Raw genomic sequence first — 22,545 nt, 5'->3', positions numbered from 1 at the left:
TGGTTCAATTGTATCCGCTTACTAATTAGAGAAATAGTCGTACTTTGGCACAAAGGTTTGTGCCAAAACATGGAGAATACAAAAAAGGAGCACGACAATCGTCGCACTCCTTCTCTTAATAAATGATGTTCCCAAAGTAACCTCTTGGCAATAAGTCTTTCCTTAAAAATATGAGCAGCTATTTTAAGAAAAAATTCCTTAGTGCTTGAAATGACACTTTTTGTGCTACAACCTTTACAGTGTCACTAATTTTCACTTATTGTAACCACAGCTTTTCAATCAAGCTCAGTGATATTTTTTTCCAAAATTGCTTGCACTTCTGACACAGTTTTCGCATCACTCAACGCAATCACTTGTTCAATTTCCGCACAAAAAAATGCGAGCTCTTGTAACATTGGTAACTGTTGTTCCTTTTTGAAAGTAACCGCAAATAAAATGGTGGCAATTTTTGGTTCTTCTTCTGTTCCAAAGTTAACACCATCTGGCACTTGGATAAGTGAGATGCCTTCTTTAACTACTAGCTCTTCGTCACCATGGGGCAAAGCAACAAAATTACCAATATAAACACTCATCAATTCTTGACGTTTGATCATTGACTCAGTGTATCCTTCTTTTACCCAGCCTTGATTTGTTAACCATGACCCAATGTTTATCAATGCATCCTGCCAATTGCTGAAACTTTGATTCAAGCGAATCCTTTCTGTGGCTAGTTTCATATTTTTCTCTCCCTCCTCCTTTTTCTCATTCCTTTATTTTTTCATCTCATCAATCAAAATTTTTGCCAACAATTGATAGACGATTGCTTGATTACCTGACTGAAAAATTTCTAAGTTCAAATCATTCATGATCATCGCTGCACTGATTTTTCCTAGTAAACGGCTATCGGTTTCTTCAATGGGTGAAGGAGCAAGCATCAGCATCATTCGTTCAAGTACGATTGGTTGCTTATCCATTCCTTCAATCGTGATCGGTTGATTCAACTGAAAAATACAAAAGACTGGTGCGACCACTGCTGAACTAGATGTGTGAAACAATCCCATATTCGTTTTTGGAATCCCAATGGGTGATTGTTGATAACGTCGTATTAATTTTTCTTGAACATCCTTTTCATCTCTGAGTAAATCTGTCGGCAAATAGGAAAGGACTTGGGTTAAAATCTCACTTAGTTTGTTTTCATTACTGATTTCTTGAATAAAAAAGCGAGAAAGTAACTGATTGATTTTTTCCATCACCACTAAGGTTTTCTCATATTGATCCGCTAAAATTGGTTCAGGTGTAACTGTTTGTTTTGCTGGTAACGGATGAGCGCTTCTCACTTTTTGGAAGGCTTGTTTCAAACGTTTGATCTCATCTTCTAACAATAAGGGTGACACCAGCAAATAATTTCCTGTATATCCTGGTAAAACGGAAGTCGAAATAACCACATCATACGCTTTTTGAAGATCCACTTTTTTGATATCTGCAATCCGATAAAATTCTAGCTGACTAATCGAAGGAAAATATCGTTTCAAGCGCATTTCTAGCATACTAGTTGAGGCCAAGCCACTCGGAGAAAACGCAGCGATGCGAATTGAACTTTCTTTTGGACTACGCTCAAGTGAACTGGCAAAATGTAAAACCATATAGGCAATTTCTTCATTGGACAACTGCTTCTCTTGAAAAACTTGGCTAACTGCTGACCGAATGGCTGTAGTCAGTTCCTCGTATTGAATCATGATTTTTTCAAGAATCGGATTAGTCAATGTTTCTTCTTGTAAAATCGCTCGAGAAAATACCCCAGACAAGTGTGTCAGTAGCATTTTATAAAGACTTTCATCTTCATAAAAACGCACATCGGTTTCTTCGCTAACTAATGTGATCAGCTGCTTTACTAGATAAGCAAGCTGTGTATCAAAATGTTCATCAAAGAAATCTTTATCAAATGAATTGGAAAAATCATTTAACAAACTGGCAAAAAAGACGATTTCATTCACTGGATACAGTTGTTGGCTTTCTTTTCCGATAATCGCAAAAAGTCGCTTAGCAATTTGTAAAAATTCTTTGTTTGCTAAACCCAAATAGGTTTCATTCGTCAAAAACTGATTTTTTCTCACCCGATCCATCGTCAATGTTAAAATCAAAATCAAATGCGCTAATTTACGATCACTCAACTCATTTTTTTTACCAATCAACTCTTCACTTATCATCTTTCTCACCAGAAAAAAGTTTTCTAACTGGATAAATCGAAAAAAATAATTTGGACTTTTTTGTTCTTCCACAAGATGAAACAATTCATACTCATTGATTTCCAATTCCAACACGTTTGCTGCCAGTAAACGTCGGTATTTTTCTGGACCAATAATTTCATATCCTTGATTGCGAACAATTTCTAATGGCAGATGCTCAATACTTACTTCAAGCTGCTTGATATCTGCGTAAAACGTTGTGTTACTGACTAAATAGGTTTCCAAAAAATGCGCTAAACTTAACGGCTGTGCCGTCAATAAAATTTCTAATAAAATCGCATGTTGACGTTCCAATGTCGAAAGTTCTTCTCCACCTTCATCATTGATTTCCGCTAATAGGTTCGACTTGGTTTCAGCGGTTGCTTCAATCAAAAACGAACCACGCGTTACTTTCATCAATTGAGCATCAACTGCTTTCAGTGATAAAGCTAACTGATCCAACTCACGATAGACCGTTCGCTTGCTAACTTTCAAAACTGTCATCATTCGCTCCACAGACACTGGTGTGGAACTGTGTAACAACTCACTGATCAATTGCTTCTCCCTTGTGGACAAGTACATGTTCGACTCCTCCCTTCATCCATTGTTCATAGGTTGTTGTTAAAACAAAATCTTCAACTAAAACGACTTTTGATAGTTCAGCTAACTGAGGATTTTTGTGAAGGAGAGTAGTTGTAACAACATAAACTGTTTCTTTTTCACTTACTAACTGTTCGATCGGTAGCTTACTGATGGAAAGCGAGCATCCTTGTTGTTTCGCTAATTGTGTTAAAATCGTCATCCCCATCGTTTGTGAGCCTCTGATATTTTCAGCGTATAAAAACACGACCTTTTCAGTCTTGTTTCTGTCTATTCCTGTGGCAATTGCTGCTGGTTTCGCCACGCGAGAAGTTGTTAAAAGAAAGCTTTTAATCTCTGGTAAAGCATTCTCTACTTCCAAAAAATGAGCCAAAGGGAGAATTTGACTACTTGGTGCTTGCTGTTGAGCAAGTGCCATTAGTTCTCTTTGGACAATGATTAGTTGATCTGGTTGATTTTTCACTTGATAGATCGAAGTATAGTCAACATTTGCAGGTAAGTTTGCGACTTGTAGTTGCTTCTTCAATAACGCTGCACCCATCGCACTTGAGCCCATCCCCGAATCACAAGCAAAGATAATTTTTTTATTTTTTACTGGTTGCATTTCCTCACATTCCTCATCATTTGGCTTTTCTTCTCCAACATTCAAAGATTCTTTTCTTAATAAAAAAAATGTACAACTAAACGTCACTACGATACTCACTAAAATGCCAAAACTGACAGCTAAAAGCTGATTCGTTGGCGTATTTGTCAAAATAACGATTAGTGAGCCTGGTGACACTGGCGCACTTAAACCTACGTGCAATAACTGAAACAGAAAAGTTCCGCTAGCACCGCCCAAAATGACTGCCAATAAAAGCTTTGGTTTAATTAATACAAAAGGAAAATAAATTTCATGGATACCGCCAATAGCTTGGATCATTAGCGCACTTCCGGCATTCGTTTTTGTCTCTCTTCTTCCTTGAAGGAGGATTGCAAGCAATACCCCAATTCCAGGACCCGGATTCGCCTCCATCAAAAATAAAATCGATGAGTTTTTCTGTTGAGCAAATTCAATACCAAGTGGTGTTAAAATACCATGATTGATAATGTTGTTGAAAAACAAGACCTTGAGTGGTTCCAACAAGACATGGGCTAACGTAAGCATTTTCATTTCCGTCAACCACAGAATAGCTTGTGAGATCATCTGGCTGACCGAAGCAATAAGGGGTGTAAATACAATCATTCCCAACAAACAACATACACCACCAACGATTCCTACAAGTAAATTATTAATCAACATCTCGTATCCGATCGTAAATTGTTTTTTGACTTTATTTTCAAATAAGTCATACATTTTTCCTGCCAACGTCCCCATAATCATGGCACCAACAATTTGTGGTGCTGCTGAACCAACAATAATTCCTAAAGTAGCAATTGCGCCAACAATTGCTCCCCGCTGATTTCCAGTAGTTTTCCCGCCCAAATAGCCAATCAAAATCGGTAATAACAGATGAAGCATCCATTCGCTCACTTCATTCAGCCTATGGGCTAATTCTCCAGAAAAATAAGGCGTTATAAAAGAAAGAAAGAAAGCCCCAAGCAATAAAAATACTTAAGTTTGGCATAATCAGTTGGCTCAATTGATGTCCAATTTTTCGTAGCTCTAAGCTTTTTGTCGGTAAGTTTTCTACCAAATGATTTCCCCCCTCGCTTCCCTTCTAGACAAACATCTGAAGAGTCACTATTAAAGTATAACAAAGAAAACAAACCGTCCACAAAATTTTATGCGGTTCACGTTCAAAACACTCTTTTTTTGGAAAACTGCTTGACATATACTTCGGTACCGAACTATAATCAAATCAAGAAAATGATTCGGTACCTAACTAATTATTTTTTATGAATGGAGGTTCTACTAATGAGTGAACTTTTACAAAAATCGAAAAAGAAAATCCAAGAAAGCCAAACACTTTCATTAAAAGAAATTGAAAAAGTAAAAATTGAGCTTGAAGCCAAAGCACGATTATTTCAAACAAGTTTTGGATTAATCAAAAAAGGAGTGATGGCTTAAGTCATCACTCCTTGATTTGCCAAACTTATTTGATTTTCAACGTCAACGCATTCAAAGCAACTACAACTGTGCTAAGTGACATCAAGACAGCACCAACAGCGGGACTTAATAAAATACCAACTGGTGCTAAAATACCAGCTGCCAACGGAATAGCGATAATATTGTAACCTGCTCCCCACCAAAGGTTTTGGATCATTTTTCTTCTTGTTTGTTTTGCTAAATCCAAGAAATGCAAAATATCGTTGGGATTGCTATTGGTTAAAACAACATCTGCTGAATCAATTGCAACATCTGTCCCAGCACCAATGGCCATTCCAATCGTTGCACGAGCTAAACTTGGTGCATCATTGATCCCGTCTCCAACCATAATGACTTTTTTACCTTGTTGCAAATAGTCTTGCACGATTTTTTCTTTGTCATCAGGCAATAGACCGGCATAAAAATCATCCATTCCTAAATAATGAGCGACTGCTTGCGCAGCACTTTCGTTATCACCAGTCAACATGACAGGGGTAATCTTACGTTCTTTCAGTGTTTGGATAAATTGTTTTGCTTCTGGTTTCACGACATCACCTAACGCAATCATTGCAACCAACTGATCTGCTAAAAGCAAGAAACTAATCGTGTTTCCTTGTTCTTGATAACGGTGGAGTAATTCAGGTTTGACAACCAAGTTAAGTCGCTTGATTTCTTTTTCATTCACGATTTTGACTTCTTGATTTTTCACCGTGCCAGCTAAACCAACACCTGCTAAATTTTTCAGGTTTTCAGCTTTAGCAGGCGTAATCTTTTGCTCTTGCAGATAGTTCATGATCCCAATGGCTAATGGGTGATTCGCATTTGCCTCTAGAGCACCAATCATTTCAAGTGCTTCCTGCTTCGTTACAGAATCGGTTAGCATTTCAACGCCTGTGACCGTAAATTTTCCTTGTGTCAATGTACCGGTTTTATCCAACATGATAACGTCCAAATCAGCAGCTTGTTCTAAGGCATTTCGATTTTTCAAGAGCAAGCCATTTTTTGCAGCAATTGATGTTGAGCGAGCTACCACTAAAGGAATTGCCAAACCTAGTGCGTGGGGACACGCAATAATAAAGACTGTCACCATACGCTCTAATGCTGTCGGTAAATCGGCAACAACTAGCCAAACAATAAATGCCAAGATCCCTGCAACCAACGCCACATAAAACAACCACTTAGCAACTTTGTCTGACAACGATTCTAATTTTGATTTTTCACTTTGTGCTTTACGAACCATTTCCATAACTTTCGCAAGGTAACCACTTTCACCAGTACCAGTAACTTTGATTTCAATCGTGCCTTCACCATTGACCGATCCACCTATGACGCGGTCATCGACTTGCTTTTTGACTCCTTTTGATTCACCTGTAACAGCTGATTCATCCACGATCGTATTCCCTTTGATAATGATGCCATCTGTGGGCATCTTATCGCCTGAGCGCACGACAAGATGGTCACCTTCATGAACTTCTTTCAAAGAAACGGTTTCTTCCGCCCCATCTTCTTTGATTCGCTTCACTGATTCAGGCAATAACTCTGCTAGCTTTTGTAACGCATTACTTGCATTTGAGACAGCATTCATCTCGATCCAATGACCCAATAGCATAATGACAATCAAAGTAGCTAATTCCCAGAAAAAGTCCATCACATGTGCATGTGGGTTAACTAAGTTCGCGACAAAAGAGTACAAACTATAAATATACGCAACGGAAATCCCCATTGCAATCAAGGTCATCATTGCCGGACTCTTTTGTTCCAATTCCATTTTAGCCCCACTTAAAAATGGTTGGCCTCCATAAATAAAGAGAATCGTAGCTAAAACAAGTACGACCCACTCAGAACCTGGGAAACTGATTTGAAAAGGCAATTCCAAACCCATCATTGGTGACAAAAGAATGATGGGAATAGCTAATACAAGAGATAACCAAAATTTTTGCTTAAAATTACCCATATGCATGGAGTGATCCATACCACCCATCTCGTGGTCGTGCATGTGCCCATGCATCGAGTGTTCCATGTCACTCATGTCATGTTCATGATTCATTCCTTCGTGCTTCGAGTGATCCATACCACTTATATCATGTTCATGATTCATTCCTTCGTGCTTCGAGTGATCCATACCACTTATATCATGTTCATGATTCATTCCTTCGTGCTTCGAGTGATCCATACCACTCATATCATGTTCATGATTCATTCCTTCATGCTTCGAGTGTTCCATGTCACTCATGTCATACTGATGCTCTTGTTTATGCTTTTCATGAGGCACCTGACTGGTTGAATGAGGCTCATCGTGAGACATCTGATCGCGCATCATTTTTTCATGGTCGTGTTTCGACAATTCATTCTGTTTTTCTGTTTCTTTCATCTCGATCCCTTCTTTACTTCAATTATTTTTTCATTTTTCGATTCAAACTCAACGAATTAAGCAACACACTGACTGAACTAAAAGCCATCGCGCCACCAGCGATAATCGGATTCAACAAGCCAAATGCAGCAAAAGGAATCCCAATTGTGTTATAGACAAAAGCCCAAAAAAGATTCTGTCTGATTTTCTTCAACGTGGCACGAGATAAATCAATCGTTTGTACAACAGCCATTAAATTACTATTCATTAAAGTAACAGCCGCTGTCTCCATTGCAATATCGGTTCCACTTCCCATCGCTAAGCCAACATCAGCTAAAGCAAGCGCTGGTGCATCGTTGATTCCATCACCAACCATGCCGACTTTTTGACCTGCTTGTTGCAACCGTTGAACAGAAGCAGCTTTTTCATCCGGTAATACCTCTGCAAAAATATGAGCTGAATCAAGTCCCACTTGTTTTCCAATCACGTTAGCAGCAAGCTTGTTATCACCTGTCACCATATACACTTCGATTTTTTGTGCTTGAAGTTTTGCAATTGCTTGTTTCGCTTCTGTCTTCACTGCATCAGCAACTGCAATCAAGCCCAAAACTTGCTTTTCATCAGCCAAATACATGACTGTTTTTCCTTCTCGTTCTAAGTGTAGCGCTTGTTCTTCCAATGAAGCAACTGATAGGCTTAATTGAGCTAAGTGTTTTTTTGTCCCAGCAAAATATGCTTGTTGATTGATTTTCCCGCTGATTCCAGCGCCTGGGTGTGCAGTAAATTCACTCACTTCATAAGGGGCAATCCCTTTTTCTTGGCTGTAATCGTTAATTGCTTTTGCCAAAGGATGTTCGGAAGCTTGTTCCAGACTATGAAAGAGTTTGACAACTTCAGTTGAACCAATCACATCGGTTACTTGAGGAGTTCCTTGCGTGATCGTTCCTGTTTTGTCTAATAAAATACTCGTAAGTCCCGCAGCTTCTTCCAACGCTTCGCCACCTTTAATCAAAATACCATTTCGTGCGCCAACGCCCGTCCCAACCATAATTGCTGTTGGTGTTGCCAATCCTAAAGCACAAGGGCAAGCAATAACTAAAACAGAAACACTGTGAATTAAAGCCAGTTGCCAATCGCCTGTAAGCCATCCGGTCAAAATCAACGTAAGAAGAGCAACAACTAAGACTACCGGTACAAAAATGCCAGAAATCCGATCGGCGATTTGTTGAATGGGTGCTTTACTTCCTTGAGCATCTTCTACCATTTGGATGATTTGAGCTAACACGGTTTGACTACCTACTTGGGAAACTTCGATCTGTACTAACCCCGTAGTATTCACTGTTCCTCCAAAAACGGTGTCATCAAGCTGTTTTTCTACTGGTAAGCTCTCTCCAGTCAGCATACTTTCATCAATGGCGCTACTTCCGGAAATGATTTTTCCATCTGTCGGTATTTGTTCACCAGGACGAATGACCAAACAATCTCCAACCGTAACGTCTTCAATCGCAATCGTTTCTTCGACACCATCAACTAATTTCTGTGCTGTTTTCATTTGTAGCGACATCAGTTGCTTGATAGCATCACCTGTCTTGCTTTTGGCTGTATGTTCTAAATATTTTCCTAATAAAATCAAGGTGATAATCATACTACTACTTTCAAAATACAAATCGTTGGTCGTACTTGAAAAAAATCCGTTATAAATGCTCAATAGAAAAGCAGCAGTCGTTCCAAGAGCGACCAAAACATCCATATTTGGCGCCTTGGTTTTCAATGCGTGATAGGCGCCTTGATAAAAACGTGCACCCACGAAAAACTGAACAGGTAATGCCAAAATCAATTGAACCATAGGTTGATGGAAAAATTGAACAAGTGTGCCATGATTTCCTACTAGCATTGCAATCATTGAGGTCATCAATGGAAAAGTTAAGAGTGCGCTTAACAATAAATCTCGTTTCATTTTTCGTAAGTATGCTTTTTTTTCTTCAGCAATTTTTTGTTTATGGGCTTCGTCGTATAAGATCGCGCCGTACCCAATTTTTTCGACACTTTGAATCAATGCTTCGGCAGAAGTTTCAGCATATTTGACGCTTGCTTTTTCTGTTGCTAGATTGACTGTTGCCGAGATCACTCCTGGTTGTTCTTTCAATTCTTTTTCTACTCGTGCAGAGCAGTTTGCACAGGTCATTCCAGTAATCACCAAGGTAGTCATTTGCGATGTTTCAGTCATTCAATCACCTCTGCAGGATAACCTAACGCAGTAATTTGTTCCTTGATTTGCTCTGAATGAATTTGGCTTTCGTCGAATTTAACCGTTCCCTTTGCTTTTTTCAGATTTACTTTTACTTTTTGGATACCTGGCAGCGTTTGAAGTGTTTCTTCCACCTTTGCTACACAATGATTACAGCTCATCCCTTGAATTGAAAATTGTTGTTTCATCTTAAATTCCTCCTTATGATTTACACGTACATTGTCCAGGGACACAATTGCAAGCAATTGTTGCCACTGGTTCTTTTTGTTGTAACTGTTCCATGATTTTATTGATATCTGCTTGTGTCAACGTTGCTTCTTCCACTAGATCAGCAATCGTTTCGCCAACTTTTTTCGCACAAATATGTGAAAATAAATTTTCTGTTGCACTACGAACAGTGTCCATTTCAGAAACTGCCGGATGATAAATGAATTTTTTCCCTTCTTGTTGCGTCCATACAACTTCTTTTTTCACTAATCGTCCTAGTAATGTTTTGACAGTCGCTGCTTTCCAGTCCATCGAATCCGCCAAAATTTGAGTGATCTCTTGTGCAGTCGTTTGGTTCAATGTCCAAATCACTCGCATCACTTCCCACTCGGAATCGCTGATTTTAACAGGCATTTTAGGTTTTGTCATTACTTTCACCTCTTCCGTTTACACTTGTAATCTTTAAAGACAAACTTAGTTTACAACTGTAAACAAAAACTGTCAACTCTCTTTACTTCTTTTTTGCTCTGCTAGTTTTTGCAAAAAAACTTTTTTATCTTTTTTACTTTTCAAAATGATTACTTGTAATTCATTTGATTGTTCCCGCAAAATTTTTTCTAGTTCCACCACTTGTTTATGGGGAAATTGCCAAATGTAAATCAGAAAGTCTAAGTATTCTCGATCAAATTTTTCTTGAAATGTTTTTGGCATGTCTGGTCTAGAAGCTGGATTGATTTTTCGTTTAATAGAACGAGAAATCACTCGAAACAAGGACAATAGACGTGGTACTTTTAAGAGGATAAGTATGTCTGCATGTTGGAAACGTAAGTCACTTATTCCTAAATAATTGCCATCCATAATCCAGTTTTCATTTGCGCGGATAAACTTTTCTTGCTCTGCTTGAAACCAACTTTGGGCCTCTTCACTATAGTCTGTCTGATGCCATAAAAAATCCAAAGGTAATAAATTGGCTTCTGTTACTTGTTGAAGTTCCCGAGCAAATGTTGACTTTCCTGAACCAGAATTGCCCATGATTAAATAATTCATTGATAGAACCTCCTCTCTATTTTCTTGATTTCATTCATAACTATAAATATGTACAGTTTTTACGATACACAAAAAAATAGAATCTGACAAACTAATCACTAGTTAGTCAGATTCTATGATAAATTATTGTTTCACTTTTATTATTTAATTACTGAATTATGCTTGTGGAATTGTTTCTGATACAGGAACTTCTTTGTTCTTATCACGACGTGCAATCGCAGGTAAGATCATTCCTAGTAAAATCAAGACAATCGGTGTAATGATATTTGAAATCAATTGGAACCACCAAGCTTTTGGATCAGCTGCGTACTCGATTTTTGGAACCATACCTAAGATACAAGCAAATGCTGTAAATGCAAAACACCATGCACCGAAGATATAACCGACTTTTGGATTTTTAACAAATTTGTACTCTGAAGTGAATTTTTTATATGCTTTATTCAACATCATGTAAGCCAAGAATACCCATAGGTAACGCATTGGCATTACAACAGAGTTTAAGTTAGTCAACCATTTAACTAATTCGTTCATGTCTTTGATACCGAAAATTGGTAATAAGATAATGATACTTACTAAAATCCCTGTTAAGAAGTAACCGTTGACCAAAGTACCTTTACGATTACGTTTACGCAACCAGTTTGGTACAAACTCAGGATCAGCATCAGCTAACAAGATTTTTAGTGGTGCGTCAATTGAGAAGGCTAAAGCAGAAATTTGCCCAACCATATTTGTTAACGCGTAGATAATCATCAACGCATTTCCAATTCCATAGTAGTTACCTAAAATTTGGAAAGCACTGTAGGCACCATTTGCCATTAAGTCTTTGGGAATATTGTCACTTGCAAATAACATACCCATTGCCACTGAACCTAATACCGCACAGACACCAACCATTGCTGCTAAGAAAATCATCCCTTTTGGAAATTCTTTTGCAGGATTTCTTGTTGAGTTTACGTAAGGAGAGATTTTTTCTGCTCCACCTACTGCGAAAACTAACATTGAAACGGTTGTGAAGTAACTAAAATCAAATGTTGGGATATAAGTTTTCACTTGATCCATGTGTGGTGTAGCAAATTCCATTGTTGGGTTGATGAATGGTGCTGTCACTGCTAATAAAATGAATAGTAATGACATGACAAACATCGCAGTTCCCGCTAAACCACCGATCACTTTCAATGTTGATAACCCTTTAGTTGATAAGTATAAAAACGCTAAAAAGATTATTAATGAAATAATAGCAACTAATTGAACAGACATCGTATTGACGATATCGCCATTTCCTTGAACAGCCCAGCCAGCGGCAATCAAAATCGCTTGTGGTTTTTGTGCCAAGTAAGGAATATGCACAACCCAATAAGTCCATGCAGCGTAATAAGCTAGTCGTTTATTGGAAGTTGTATTTTCAACCCAAGAGCTTACGCCACCTTTACTATCTTTAAATGTTGAACCTAATTGACCAACAATCAAAGCATAAGGAATAAAATAGATTGCAAGAATCAATAACCAAGAAGTAATAACGGAAATACCTTGTTGTGCATAGTTATTCACAACATTTCCCATACCCCAGACCATATTGAATGCAATCAATGCAACTGTGAACCAGCGCAGTTGTTTGTCGTTCATTGTCTCTCTCCTTTGATATAAAGTATCTATTGCACCATGTAATAATAATCACTTTTTTTGACTGCCGCAATAGTTTGTTATTTTAAGTGTGTATTCTTTTACCATAAACACATCATTTTAAAATTATTTTTTCATCATAAAACCAGAAAAATATTTTTATTTCAAAAAGTTTTCGACTTATGATACTTGTAAGACATAATTTTCTGAAAAATGAAAATACATTTTTGTCCGCTACGACTTCTTTTAGAATTACATGAAAAAAATCCAAGAGGTCAGCAATAGCGATCTCTTGGATTCGAACACGCGTTATTTTTACGGTAATAATGGATTTTTTTACTCATATTTTATTTATCAATATTCATTCATTTCATTTTTTCACTCGTAAACATCTCATTGCATTCAAAACAGCAATCACTGTTACCCCGACATCAGCGAAAACAGCATCACCCATTGAAGCAAAACCCAACGCACCAAGTAGTAAAACGAAAACTTTCACACCAATTGCAAAGATGATATTTTGCTTCACAATTCGCAATGTCTTACGAGCTACTCGCATCGCGTCAGCAATTTTTGAAGGTTCATCATTCATGATGACGACGTCAGCTGCTTCAATTGCCGCATCGCTTCCTAATCCGCCCATAGCGATTCCGACATCCGCTCTAGCTAAAACGGGTGCGTCATTGATTCCGTCACCCACAAAAGCTACTTTACCAGAGCTTTTTGCAAGAATCATTTCTAATTTGTCCACTTTATCTTGGGGAAGCAATTCACTATAAACCTGATCAATACCTACTTTTTCACCCACAGAGTCAGCAATTTTTTTCGCGTCCCCTGTCAACATGACTGTTTCTTTCACGCCAGCTTTTTTCAATTTATTCATAGCCTCTATTGCATCCTCTTTTAATGCATCTGCAATCAATAGAAAACCAACATATTTTTGGTCAATCGCAACATAAAGTACGGTCCCGACTTCTTCACTCGCAGAAAACGCAATTTGTTTACGCGCCATCAATTTTTGATTACCAACTAGAATATCATGGGCATCAATCACTGCTGAAAGTCCTTCACCTGCAATTTCTTCCACTTGTTCACTCACTAATAAAGGACCTTGGTAAGCAGCCAAGACTGATTGGGCAATTGGATGCGTAGAGTATTGTTCCGCACTTGCCACATATTGCATAAAGGTTGTTTGATCCATCGTTGTTTCGATTGTTTGAACGGAAAAATCACCTTTAGTTAGCGTCCCTGTTTTGTCAAACACGACTGTTTCTGTTTCTGCAAGTAGTTCAAGATAATTACTTCCCTTAACTAATACCCCAATCTTACTTGCACCACCTATTCCACCGAAGAAACTCAATGGAACGGAGATTACTAGAGCACAAGGACAAGAAATAACCAAGAATGTCAATGCACGATAAACCCAGTCGGAGAACACTGCATCAGGAACCACTAAAGGCGGTACAATTGCTAACAATATAGCTAAAACAACTACGATTGGGGTATAGTAACGCGCAAATTTAGTGATAAAATTCTCAGCTGGTGCTTTCTTGCTACTAGCGTTTTCAACTAATTCTAATAACTTACTAATTGTTGATTCACCATAAGTTTTCTCTACGTTCATGACAATCGGTTGATTTTTATTGATAAATCCACTGAGAATCATTTCGCCACTGGTTACTTTTCGTGGCACAGATTCCCCAGTTAAAGCAGAAGTATCGACCATGGATTCACCGTCAATAATCGTTCCATCTAGTGGGACTCTTTCGCCGGGTTTAATCAAGACTTGTTGTCCTAGCTCGACTTCTTCTGGTACTACATTCTTCCACCCTTCAGCAGTTTTAACGCGTGCTATGTCAGGACGAATGGCCATGAGTTCACGAATGGATCTTCGTGATTGTTTAACCGCAAAACCTTGGAAATATTCACCCACTTGATAAAACAACATGACAGCAACTGCTTCAGGATATTCCCCAATAATCATTGCACCAATTGTCGCAATCGCCATCAAAAAGTTTTCATCAAAAATCTGACCTTTAGTTATATTCATGACAGCTTTTTTTATTACATCATAACCGATTAATCCATAAATAAGGAGATAACCAAGCAGACGAACGGCGCCGGTTGGCGATAGCCAAATCAAAAGCCCCATTCCCACTGCGGAAACAAGAATCCGAATCAAGTCATTCCGACTAGTATCATGCTCATGATCATGTCCATCTTGATGATTATTTGTAATCTCATTAATCGTCACATCAGGTTCGATTTCTTTAATTGCTTGCTTTGTTTTATTTTCAACGGTTGCTAAATCTGCTTCATCTGCAACGATTCGCAACTTGCTCGTAGTAAAGTTTACATTCGCTTCTTGCACGCCTTCAATTGTCTGTACTTTTTTTTCGATTTTCATTGCGCAGTTTGCACAATCTAAGCCATCTAATCGATAATCTTTATTCATTTTCTTTCCCTCCTTGTAATACACATGAATAACTCTTCATAAGTTATTATAAATGAATACACATTCATATGTCAACTGGAAGCCTTCTCTTTTTTTCTCTTATTTGACATTTTACGTTTCTTGTCAAAAAACAGCGGACAAAACAATTTTCGTTTTGTCCGCTGTTCGATTTGTTACTCAAAATAATAGTGATTACTTGGAACGATCTCTGCGCCAAATGGCATCAACGCCAAACGAGCTAATTTAAATGATTGTTTACCAAATGGAATACCTACAATCGTGATACACAAAAGCAAGCCACTTACAACATGCGTCAACGCCAAAGGAAGACCTGACACAATCAACCAAATCAAATTGACAATCAATGAAAAGCCACTTTGATGATAGATCACTTCTTTTCCAAATGGGGCAAAAGATAAAGAAGCAAGTTTGAAACATTGTAACCCAACGGGAATTCCAACAATGGTGATGCACCATAATGCGCCCGCAATCAGCCAGCCAAGTCCCCCAACTAATCCTCCAAAAATAAACCATAGAATATTTCCTAAACAGCTCATACTATTCTCCTTTTATAAAGTTACTTGAATCTATTATCGCATAAAATACTAAAAAAAAGCATGACAGTTTCGTCATGCTTTTTTTAAACTCTTGTTATTAAGTTGTGGCCTTATTGAAGGTGTTCCCAAAACAATTCCTTCCAAATAAACCTAAATTACTCAAAAATTTGAAACACGATTTCTGGTAATTTATTCTTATTTATTGGCGCTAGGCACTTCGTTCACAACCTCATACACGGTGTTCCCCAAGCAGCTTCTTCGGCAATAAGTCCTCTTTTCATAAAAAATGGAAAACTATTTTTAGAAAAGCATCCTTATTGCTTGAAGCTAATCGCTTGGAACCACAACCTTTATGGATAAATACGGTTCAACAAACGAGGGAATGGAATGGCCTCACGCACATGATCAATTCCTGAAATCCAAGTAACCGTACGTTCCAAACCTAAACCAAAACCTGAATGAGGTACAGAACCATACTTACGCAAGTCAAGGTACCAAGAATATTCGTTTTCATCTAAGCCATGCTCACGAATTTGTTCTAGTAAAAATTCGTAATCAGTGGCACGTTCGCTACCACCAATGATTTCACCGTAACCTTCTGGCGCAATCATGTCTGCACAAATCACAACATCTTCACGGGTAGGATGTGGTTTCATATAGAAAGGTTTGATTGCTTTTGGATAATTCAAAATGAAAACAGGTTGTTCAAATGAATTAGCAATAAATGTTTCGTGTGGTGAACCGAAGTCTTCACCCCACTCAATATCATCAAATCCATTTTTCTTCAATAATTCAATTGCATCATCATACGTGATACGTGGAAAAGGTAATTTTGTATAAGATTTCAAGACTTCTTTATCACGTTCAAGTACATCTAACGCATAGTCACAGTTATCTAAGACACTTTGTACTAAGAAAGCTACATATTTTTCTTGAACTTCTAAGCTTTCTTCTTGATGGGTAAAGGCCATTTCTGGCTCAATCATCCAAAACTCGATTAAGTGACGACGTGTTTTTGATTTTTCTGCACGGAATGTTGGCCCAAATGAAAAGACTTTTCCAAATGCCATTGCAGCAGCTTCCATGTATAATTGACCACTTTGAGAAAGATACGCTTTTTGATCAAAATAGTTTGTTTCAAATAAGTCTGTTGTACCTTCTGGTGCTGAACCAGTCAAAATCGGTGGATCAATTTTAACAAATTGATTCGCATTGAAAAATTCGTATGTGGCACGAATGATTTCATTTCTGATTTGCATGATTGCATGCTGACGTGATGAACGCAACCATAAATGACGGTGATCCATCAAAAAGTCTGTACCATGTTCTTTTGGTGTAATCGGATAATCATGGCTTTCACCAACCACTTCAATGTTAGTGATCCCAATTTCATACCCAAATTTTGAACGGCTATCTTCACGAATTTCACCAGTAACAGTAATAGCTGTTTCTTGGTGTAAGTTCTTAGCAGTTTGGAAAACTTCTTCTGGTACCTCACTCTTGACAACTACGCCTTGGAAAAAGGCTGTTCCATCTCTTAGTTGAAGAAAAGCAATTTTTCCGCTTGAGCGCTTGTTAGCAACCCATGCACCAATTGTCACTGTTTCTCCTACATGGTTTTTCGAATCAATAATTTGAATTTGTTCCACGAATGACTCTCCTTTTTTTCTTCCTGTTTTACTTTCAGGATTCATTTTGACTTTTACTCTCAATAAATTGAGCAATTCTCAACACGGCTTCTTCAAGCGTTCCAAGATTTGTCGCATAGCTTAAGCGAACATTTTCGCTTGCACCAAATCCTTCACCCGTAACTAAAGCAACACCCGTTTCTTCTAACAGATCTTCGACCCATTTTGTCACATTACTATATCCACAAATGACTAAAGTTTCTTTCACGTTTGGAAATAAATAAAAAGCTCCTTGTGGTTTCGCAAGTTTGACACCTGGCAAGGCTGCCACCAATGGATATAAACGGTTCAAACGTTCTTCAAATGCCTGACGCATTTCTTCCACCGTATCCTGCTCTCCTCTTAACGCCTCAACCGCAGCATACTGACTGACTGCCGTTGGATTGCTAGTAGATTGTGACGCAATCGTAATCATTCCGTCAATGATTGTTTGATCACCAACCGCGTAACCAATGCGCCAACCAGTCATGGCATATGTTTTTGAAACACCGTTGATGATGATCGTTTGTTTACGAATTGCTTCACCTAGTGTGGCAATTGGAGTAAATTCATTGCCATTATAAACTAAACGACCATAAATATCATCTGCAACAATCAAAATATTATTTGCAACAGCCCATTTTCCAATTGTCAAAAGTTCATCTTTGGTGTAAATCATCCCTGTTGGATTAGATGGCGAATTGATAATCACAGCTTTCGTTTTACCTGAACGGGCAGCCTCTAACTGCTCCACTGTCACTTTGAACGCATTTGTTTCTTCTCCGCGGACAAAGACTGGAACGCCTTCAGCTAATTTGACTTGCTCCCCATAGCTTACCCAATAAGGAACGGGAATAATCACTTCGTCTAACGGATCAAGAATTGTTTGAAAAAGCGTGTATAGAGCAAATTTTGCTCCATCAGTAACGATAGTCTGTGAAGCCTGATAATCGAGCTGATACTGTTGCTTTAAATAATCAACAATTGCTTGGCGCAACTCTGGAATTCCAGCAGTCGGCGTATAATAGCTTGCATTCCCATTTTTGATAGCTTGGATGGCAGCTTCCTGAATATTCTCAGGTGTTGCAAAATCTGGTTCACCTACCGTTAAGCTCAAGATATCTCTACCTTGGGCTTTCAGTGCTTTTGCTTTGGTTGCCGCTGCAAGTGTCACAGAAGGCTCTAAACGTTGTGCTCTCTTAGATAGTTCCATCATTTTCGTCCCTTCACAATTAGATATTTTGAATGGTTTTCACTTCATCGCCTGATTCAAATGTAATCAGGTAATAATTTAATGAATTGTCTGTCCCTTTAGCAACGACTTCCCAAACAGGCTGATCTTCAAAAATCCCTAGTGTTGCTTTTTCAATCACGGCTTCTGGATGCGCTTCTTGGATTTTTTGTTTCGCTTCTTCTTCTGTTAACCCCTTGTTTTGATCCAAAACTTTCACCTTATCACCAGATTTTGGAATGATGACTACAATTTTTTGATTTTTTTCATTCGTACCCATTAGCGAAAAATAAGTTTTCTCACGCGTATACCAGTAAAACTGATCCACATTTTCCAAATTCGCATATTTTTTTGCAAGAGCTGTCGCTTCTTTTTCCGCCTGTGCATAAGGGCGATTTGATCGTAAATAAAAAATCGAACTAAAAACGATTACTGCTAATAAAAACACGATCAAACTAATCAATACGCGATTAATGGTTCTTTCTCTTTTTGATTCTTTCTTCAAGGATCGTCGCTCCTTTATCTTCATTGCCTTTCATTATACCAGATGTTTCGCCCAAAATAGGAAGATTCCATTGACTTTATTCTTCTTTTTTTGTTAAGAATTCACTGATTTCCTGGTAAATTACTTCGATTGGTTCTTCTTGGACTTTTACTTTTTTTGGTAAGGAACGTAGCATTCTTCCTCCATATCTTGCAGTTAGCAATCGACGATCTAAAATCAACAACACACCACGATCAGTTTCGGTGCGGATCAGCCGACCCAACGCTTGACGTAACTTCAAAGCTGCTTTAGGCACTGATTCCTGATAAAAAGGATTGATTCCTTTAGATTCAAGATAGGCATTTCTAGCTTTTACCATTGGTCGCTTTGGATTGTCAAAAGGTAGTCGTGTCACCACAACAATTTGGAGTGCATCTCCTGGTAAATCTACCCCTTCCCAAAAACTGTCGGCACCAAAAAGGACACTCATTTCTGACAACATGAATCGCTTCAATAATTTTTCACGGCTTCCGCCAAATCCTTGTGCTAGTATTTCTCTGCCTTGTTCCAACATTCTCATATGCATCTTTTGATAGACCTGTTGCAAAATATCATGCGAGGTGAACAAGACTAAAATAGGTCGCTGTTCTCGTTTGATCAGACCTGTTAGTGTTTTGGTCAAATATTCGATATATTCCTGACTTGTTACTTGGTTTATTGCGGGTGCTTCTGTTGGCAAATAAATTCTTGCTTGACTTTCATAATCATAGGGTGAAGCAATCACTTTCAATGGTGCCCCTTCAATACCCAGTCGTTTTGAAAGATAGTTCCGATCTGGGCCAATTTTCAAAGTACCACCAATATAAAGAATGTGTTGATATCTTGGATACCAAACAGTTGTAGGTAATAACGCTGCTTGAAAATCATGTAGATGAAATATCAATTGCTGTGGACCGGTTCCAAGTACAACCCAATGAATCAGCTGTTCACGCCAATCCTCCAACCATTGCTCCATAAATTGTTGTTGCGTGTCTAATTGGTCAAATAAAGCGTACAAATTGGCTAAGTCCAAACGCATTTGATTTGACCAGCTTTCTTGAATGATTTCCAAGCTTAATTTCAATTGTTCATGAAGCTGGTAGATTTCTCGATAAAATAATTGCAGATGATCAATCGCAATCCCTGCCTCAAATGGTAACTCATCTAATAATTCTTTTGTTACCATGACCTCTTCTTGATGATTGTTTCCGTTTTGATTCAATAACTCCGTCAAACCTTCTGCAATCGTGAACTGAGCCTCACATAAAGAAACTAATTCCTGCCGGTAAATTTGCAACCAACGAGTCACTTCATGGTGCTCCGGCAAATAATTACTCATTCGGTCAAATAATTGTCCTTCGTCATTCAACTGTTGAACTTGTTTATAGAAATGTGCCACACTCAATCTTCGATCATTGATTTTTTCGGCAATCTCAGGTAAATGATGCGCTTCATCAATCAGTAAATAAGGACTTTCAGGTAGCAACGGCTCTTTGCGTAACGTTTCTTGGACTAAAAATGCATGATTGACAATCAAAAAATTACTTTGTTTTGCCTTTTTCAATAAGAACCGAACAAAATCTTGTTCATAAAATGGCTGATTCGGTGCTAAAAAATGAACACCACGATGAGCAATATCGTGGAAAAAGACATGATTCAGATTCGTCAAATGTAATTCATCTAAATCACCTGTTTGTGTTTGTGTCAGCCAAACTAAAACCGACATTTGATGCAACGCATATTGTTTTTGACTAGGTGCTTCGTTTAACGTCGCTTTCAAACGTTGAAGGTCAATATAATGACGAAAGCTTTTGATGATTGTCGCTTGAATTGGTTGATCGAGTAATTGGTTCAGCAAAGGAATGTCTTTCTCGACAATTTGTTGCTGAAGAACTAAGGAAACAGTACTTATAATAGCGGGCTTCTCAGGTGTTGCTAAATAGCTTAGTGGTAACAAGTAGCCAATCGTTTTCCCCATTCCCGTCGCAGCTTCGATCATCAAGTTTTTTTGTTCCTCTTTTTTAGTGAAGTGATCGTACACTGCATTCATCAAACGATTTTGTTCTTTACGATACATCAATGTTTCACCAAACATTCGCTCTTTTGCCTGTTTTTTTCTTGGATAAGTTTTTGCTCCATAGTGGATCTGTGAAAACAACTCTACTTGCTTTTTCTGTAATGCGATTCCATCAATGATTTCAATGGAATCATCTAATGGCTGGACTTGCTGCTTCATTTCTTCAACAACACGTGCGATGAATCGACTCGTATCCATCCCAGTGTATTTGCTTAGTCGGACAACCTCTTCCAATGTAACTAATGGCAACTGACGCATGCGCTCTTCAATCAGCAAAAGGAGCTGACCAGTCACTTCCGCATCGCTGTCTGCCTGATGTGGATTTTCATGAATGAATCCTAAGCTTTCCGATAAATCGCTCAAGCGAAAACTTGGTTCTGTTGGTAAAAAAATCTGCGCTAATTCAACCGTGTCGATCCCCGGAATCTTTAATTCTGGAAGACCACACCGCATTAATTCTTGATTTAAAAATTTATAATCAAAGTAAATATTATGTGCGACAAATACTGTTTCTGCTAAGAGATTGTAAATCGTCGGTGCGACATCTTCAAAATAAGGCGCGCGTTGGACGCGTTGGTTCGAAATTCCTGTTAAATGTTGGATTTGTTTTGAAATCTTTCGCCCCGGATTAATGTCGATCGAAAAGCGTGAAGTGATTCGACCAGCTTCAATCATGACGCAGCCAAATTGAATGATACGATCTTCTTTTGGGTTCGTCCCAGTCGTTTCAATATCGACGACCGCATAAGTTGTTGGTTTCAAAATAATTTCCTCTTCTCTTGCCGCTTCGTTTACTTTTTACTACGGATGTTTCTTTTGAAATTATACTACAAAGAAGAGGTTGGGACAAAAGTGTTTCACCTTAAAAAGACAGAATGAACGTTCAAAAATGATTCATGCTTTTTTTCTCTACTCTCTCTTCCTTTCTCAAAGTTTTTTTGTTATAAAAATTCAGTAGCTAGTGAAACAAAAAAAGACTAGGATTTTTCTTCCTAACCTCCTGCTCTTATTTTTTCCGTAAAAATTGGCTCCTTACTTGTTGACTCAAGAAAAAAGAAACAACCACGACAGAATAAAAAAGCTTGGAATAATTATCAAAAAGATAACTACTCCAAGCTTTTGTTTAATTTATAGGTTAATTAAGCTTTAACAACGTTAGTTGCTTGAGGTCCACGTTGACCTTCTTCAACATCAAAAGTTACTGCTTGGCCTTCTTCTAAAGTTTTGAATCCGTCGCCTTGGATAGCTGAGAAATGAACGAATACGTCGTTTCCGTTTTCTGCAGTGATAAATCCAAATCCTTTTTCTGAGTTAAACCATTTAACTGTACCTGTTTCCATAATAAAAATCCTCCTTGTGTTTCAAACACATATTTTGCAATTACTTGTATGGTGAATATCTGGAAGATGTTTATTTGAAACAAGCTACCATAATTACCGAACAGAAACTACGACTATTAATATACCACACATCTATTGGAATAGCTAGAATTTTAGAACATTTATTTTAAAAAATTCGATTTTTTTCACAATTCCCACCTTAAGTAGAACTCGAACGATTTTCTTTGAAGTTTTTTGATTATTAAGAAAGGAAACGGATACGCAGAAAAAAAGAACAAGAAACCAGCGCAACGTCTGACTTCTTGTTCTTAGCAAAAATAAGAGAAATAACAGACCAGGTCTTTTCTACAA

Annotated in this window: 16 protein-coding genes and 1 pseudogene; 1 reads left to right on the top strand and 16 read right to left on the bottom strand. The window is 38.0% G+C overall.

Going from position 1 to position 22,545, the window contains the following annotated elements:
• Positions 1-275 precede the first annotated feature (275 nt).
• The 3 genes and pseudogenes from JZO71_RS05180 to JZO71_RS05170 form a co-directional block, all read right to left on the bottom strand.
• On the bottom strand, positions 276-716 hold the full coding sequence (locus tag JZO71_RS05180) for a PTS mannitol transporter subunit IIA (protein WP_206898507.1): 441 nt from the start codon (positions 714-716) through the stop codon (positions 276-278).
• A gap of 33 nt (positions 717-749) precedes the next feature.
• A complete protein-coding gene (locus tag JZO71_RS05175; protein ID WP_206898506.1) occupies positions 750-2,786 on the bottom strand; it encodes a BglG family transcription antiterminator in 2,037 nt (678 codons plus the stop codon).
• Positions 2,749-4,411: pseudogene (locus JZO71_RS05170) on the bottom strand (PTS transporter subunit EIIC). Before JZO71_RS05170 ends, JZO71_RS05175 begins: the two are co-directional and overlap by 38 nt.
• A gap of 290 nt (positions 4,412-4,701) precedes the next feature.
• Here JZO71_RS05170 and JZO71_RS05165 point away from each other — a divergent pair.
• Entirely contained in the window at positions 4,702-4,854 is a 153-nt protein-coding gene (locus JZO71_RS05165; RefSeq protein ID WP_206898505.1) for a hypothetical protein, read from the top strand.
• Between the two features lie 25 nt (positions 4,855-4,879).
• On the opposite strand, the gene copB is transcribed toward JZO71_RS05165, so the two are convergent.
• The 13 genes from copB to JZO71_RS05100 form a co-directional block, all read right to left on the bottom strand.
• Positions 4,880-7,072 carry a copper/silver-translocating P-type ATPase CopB gene (copB, locus tag JZO71_RS05160; RefSeq protein WP_430733279.1) on the bottom strand — a complete coding sequence of 731 codons (2,193 nt, stop codon included), beginning with the start codon at positions 7,070-7,072 and terminating at the stop codon, positions 4,880-4,882.
• Positions 7,073-7,265: 193 nt separating this feature from the next.
• Entirely contained in the window at positions 7,266-9,449 is a 2,184-nt protein-coding gene (locus JZO71_RS05155) for a heavy metal translocating P-type ATPase (RefSeq protein ID WP_206898504.1), read from the bottom strand.
• A complete protein-coding gene (copZ, locus tag JZO71_RS05150; protein ID WP_206898503.1) occupies positions 9,446-9,658 on the bottom strand; it encodes a copper chaperone CopZ in 213 nt (70 codons plus the stop codon). Before copZ ends, JZO71_RS05155 begins: the two co-directional genes overlap by 4 nt.
• 13 nt (positions 9,659-9,671) lie before the next feature.
• On the bottom strand, positions 9,672-10,106 hold the full coding sequence (locus JZO71_RS05145) for a CopY/TcrY family copper transport repressor (protein ID WP_206898502.1): 435 nt from the start codon (positions 10,104-10,106) through the stop codon (positions 9,672-9,674).
• A 72-nt stretch (positions 10,107-10,178) separates the two neighbouring features.
• On the bottom strand, positions 10,179-10,724 hold the full coding sequence (locus JZO71_RS05140) for a P-loop NTPase family protein (RefSeq protein WP_206898501.1): 546 nt from the start codon (positions 10,722-10,724) through the stop codon (positions 10,179-10,181).
• A gap of 156 nt (positions 10,725-10,880) precedes the next feature.
• Positions 10,881-12,347 carry an amino acid permease gene (locus tag JZO71_RS05135; protein ID WP_206898500.1) on the bottom strand — a complete coding sequence of 489 codons (1,467 nt, stop codon included), beginning with the start codon at positions 12,345-12,347 and terminating at the stop codon, positions 10,881-10,883.
• Between the two features lie 367 nt (positions 12,348-12,714).
• Complete coding sequence (locus tag JZO71_RS05130; protein WP_206898499.1) at positions 12,715-14,799, bottom strand: heavy metal translocating P-type ATPase; 2,085 nt, start codon at positions 14,797-14,799, stop codon at positions 12,715-12,717.
• Positions 14,800-14,972: 173 nt separating this feature from the next.
• Positions 14,973-15,356, bottom strand: coding sequence for a YccF domain-containing protein (locus JZO71_RS05125; protein WP_206898498.1), 384 nt, complete (start codon positions 15,354-15,356; stop codon positions 14,973-14,975).
• A 350-nt stretch (positions 15,357-15,706) separates the two neighbouring features.
• A complete protein-coding gene (gene asnS / locus JZO71_RS05120) occupies positions 15,707-17,005 on the bottom strand; it encodes an asparagine--tRNA ligase (RefSeq protein ID WP_067483937.1) in 1,299 nt (432 codons plus the stop codon).
• A 34-nt stretch (positions 17,006-17,039) separates the two neighbouring features.
• Complete coding sequence (locus JZO71_RS05115; RefSeq protein ID WP_206898497.1) at positions 17,040-18,236, bottom strand: pyridoxal phosphate-dependent aminotransferase; 1,197 nt, start codon at positions 18,234-18,236, stop codon at positions 17,040-17,042.
• Between the two features lie 19 nt (positions 18,237-18,255).
• Positions 18,256-18,783: a cell wall elongation regulator TseB-like domain-containing protein gene (locus tag JZO71_RS05110; RefSeq protein ID WP_206898496.1), complete on the bottom strand. Its 528-nt coding sequence runs from the start codon at positions 18,781-18,783 to the stop codon at positions 18,256-18,258.
• A 52-nt stretch (positions 18,784-18,835) separates the two neighbouring features.
• A complete protein-coding gene (locus tag JZO71_RS05105) occupies positions 18,836-21,616 on the bottom strand; it encodes a helicase C-terminal domain-containing protein (RefSeq protein WP_206898495.1) in 2,781 nt (926 codons plus the stop codon).
• Positions 21,617-21,993: 377 nt separating this feature from the next.
• Positions 21,994-22,194, bottom strand: coding sequence for a cold-shock protein (locus JZO71_RS05100; protein WP_206898494.1), 201 nt, complete (start codon positions 22,192-22,194; stop codon positions 21,994-21,996).
• Positions 22,195-22,545: the final 351 nt, after the last annotated feature.

This window comes from Candidatus Enterococcus courvalinii (assembly GCF_017315945.1).
Lineage (GTDB): Bacteria > Bacillota > Bacilli > Lactobacillales > Enterococcaceae > Enterococcus_B > Enterococcus_B courvalinii.
The sequence above is the reverse complement of the archived record's forward strand: the minus strand, read 5'-3'. Positions and strand labels throughout refer to the sequence as shown.

Excerpts from the sequence above, each read along its gene's own strand:
- JZO71_RS05180 (WP_206898507.1), bottom strand. The coding sequence starts at position 716 with ATGAAACTAGCCACAGAAAGGATTCGCTTGAATCAAAGTTTCAGCAAT.
- JZO71_RS05175 (WP_206898506.1), bottom strand. The coding sequence starts at position 2,786 with ATGTACTTGTCCACAAGGGAGAAGCAATTGATCAGTGAGTTGTTACAC.
- JZO71_RS05165 (WP_206898505.1), top strand. The coding sequence starts at position 4,702 with ATGAGTGAACTTTTACAAAAATCGAAAAAGAAAATCCAAGAAAGCCAA.
- copB (WP_430733279.1), bottom strand. The coding sequence starts at position 7,072 with ATGAATCATGAACATGATATGAGTGGTATGGATCACTCGAAGCACGAA.
- JZO71_RS05155 (WP_206898504.1), bottom strand. The coding sequence starts at position 9,449 with ATGACTGAAACATCGCAAATGACTACCTTGGTGATTACTGGAATGACC.
- copZ (WP_206898503.1), bottom strand. The coding sequence starts at position 9,658 with ATGAAACAACAATTTTCAATTCAAGGGATGAGCTGTAATCATTGTGTA.
- JZO71_RS05145 (WP_206898502.1), bottom strand. The coding sequence starts at position 10,106 with ATGACAAAACCTAAAATGCCTGTTAAAATCAGCGATTCCGAGTGGGAA.
- JZO71_RS05140 (WP_206898501.1), bottom strand. The coding sequence starts at position 10,724 with ATGAATTATTTAATCATGGGCAATTCTGGTTCAGGAAAGTCAACATTT.
- JZO71_RS05135 (WP_206898500.1), bottom strand. The coding sequence starts at position 12,347 with ATGAACGACAAACAACTGCGCTGGTTCACAGTTGCATTGATTGCATTC.
- JZO71_RS05130 (WP_206898499.1), bottom strand. The coding sequence starts at position 14,799 with ATGAATAAAGATTATCGATTAGATGGCTTAGATTGTGCAAACTGCGCA.
- JZO71_RS05125 (WP_206898498.1), bottom strand. The coding sequence starts at position 15,356 with ATGAGCTGTTTAGGAAATATTCTATGGTTTATTTTTGGAGGATTAGTT.
- JZO71_RS05115 (WP_206898497.1), bottom strand. The coding sequence starts at position 18,236 with ATGGAACTATCTAAGAGAGCACAACGTTTAGAGCCTTCTGTGACACTT.
- JZO71_RS05110 (WP_206898496.1), bottom strand. The coding sequence starts at position 18,783 with ATGAAGATAAAGGAGCGACGATCCTTGAAGAAAGAATCAAAAAGAGAA.
- JZO71_RS05100 (WP_206898494.1), bottom strand. The coding sequence starts at position 22,194 with ATGGAAACAGGTACAGTTAAATGGTTTAACTCAGAAAAAGGATTTGGA.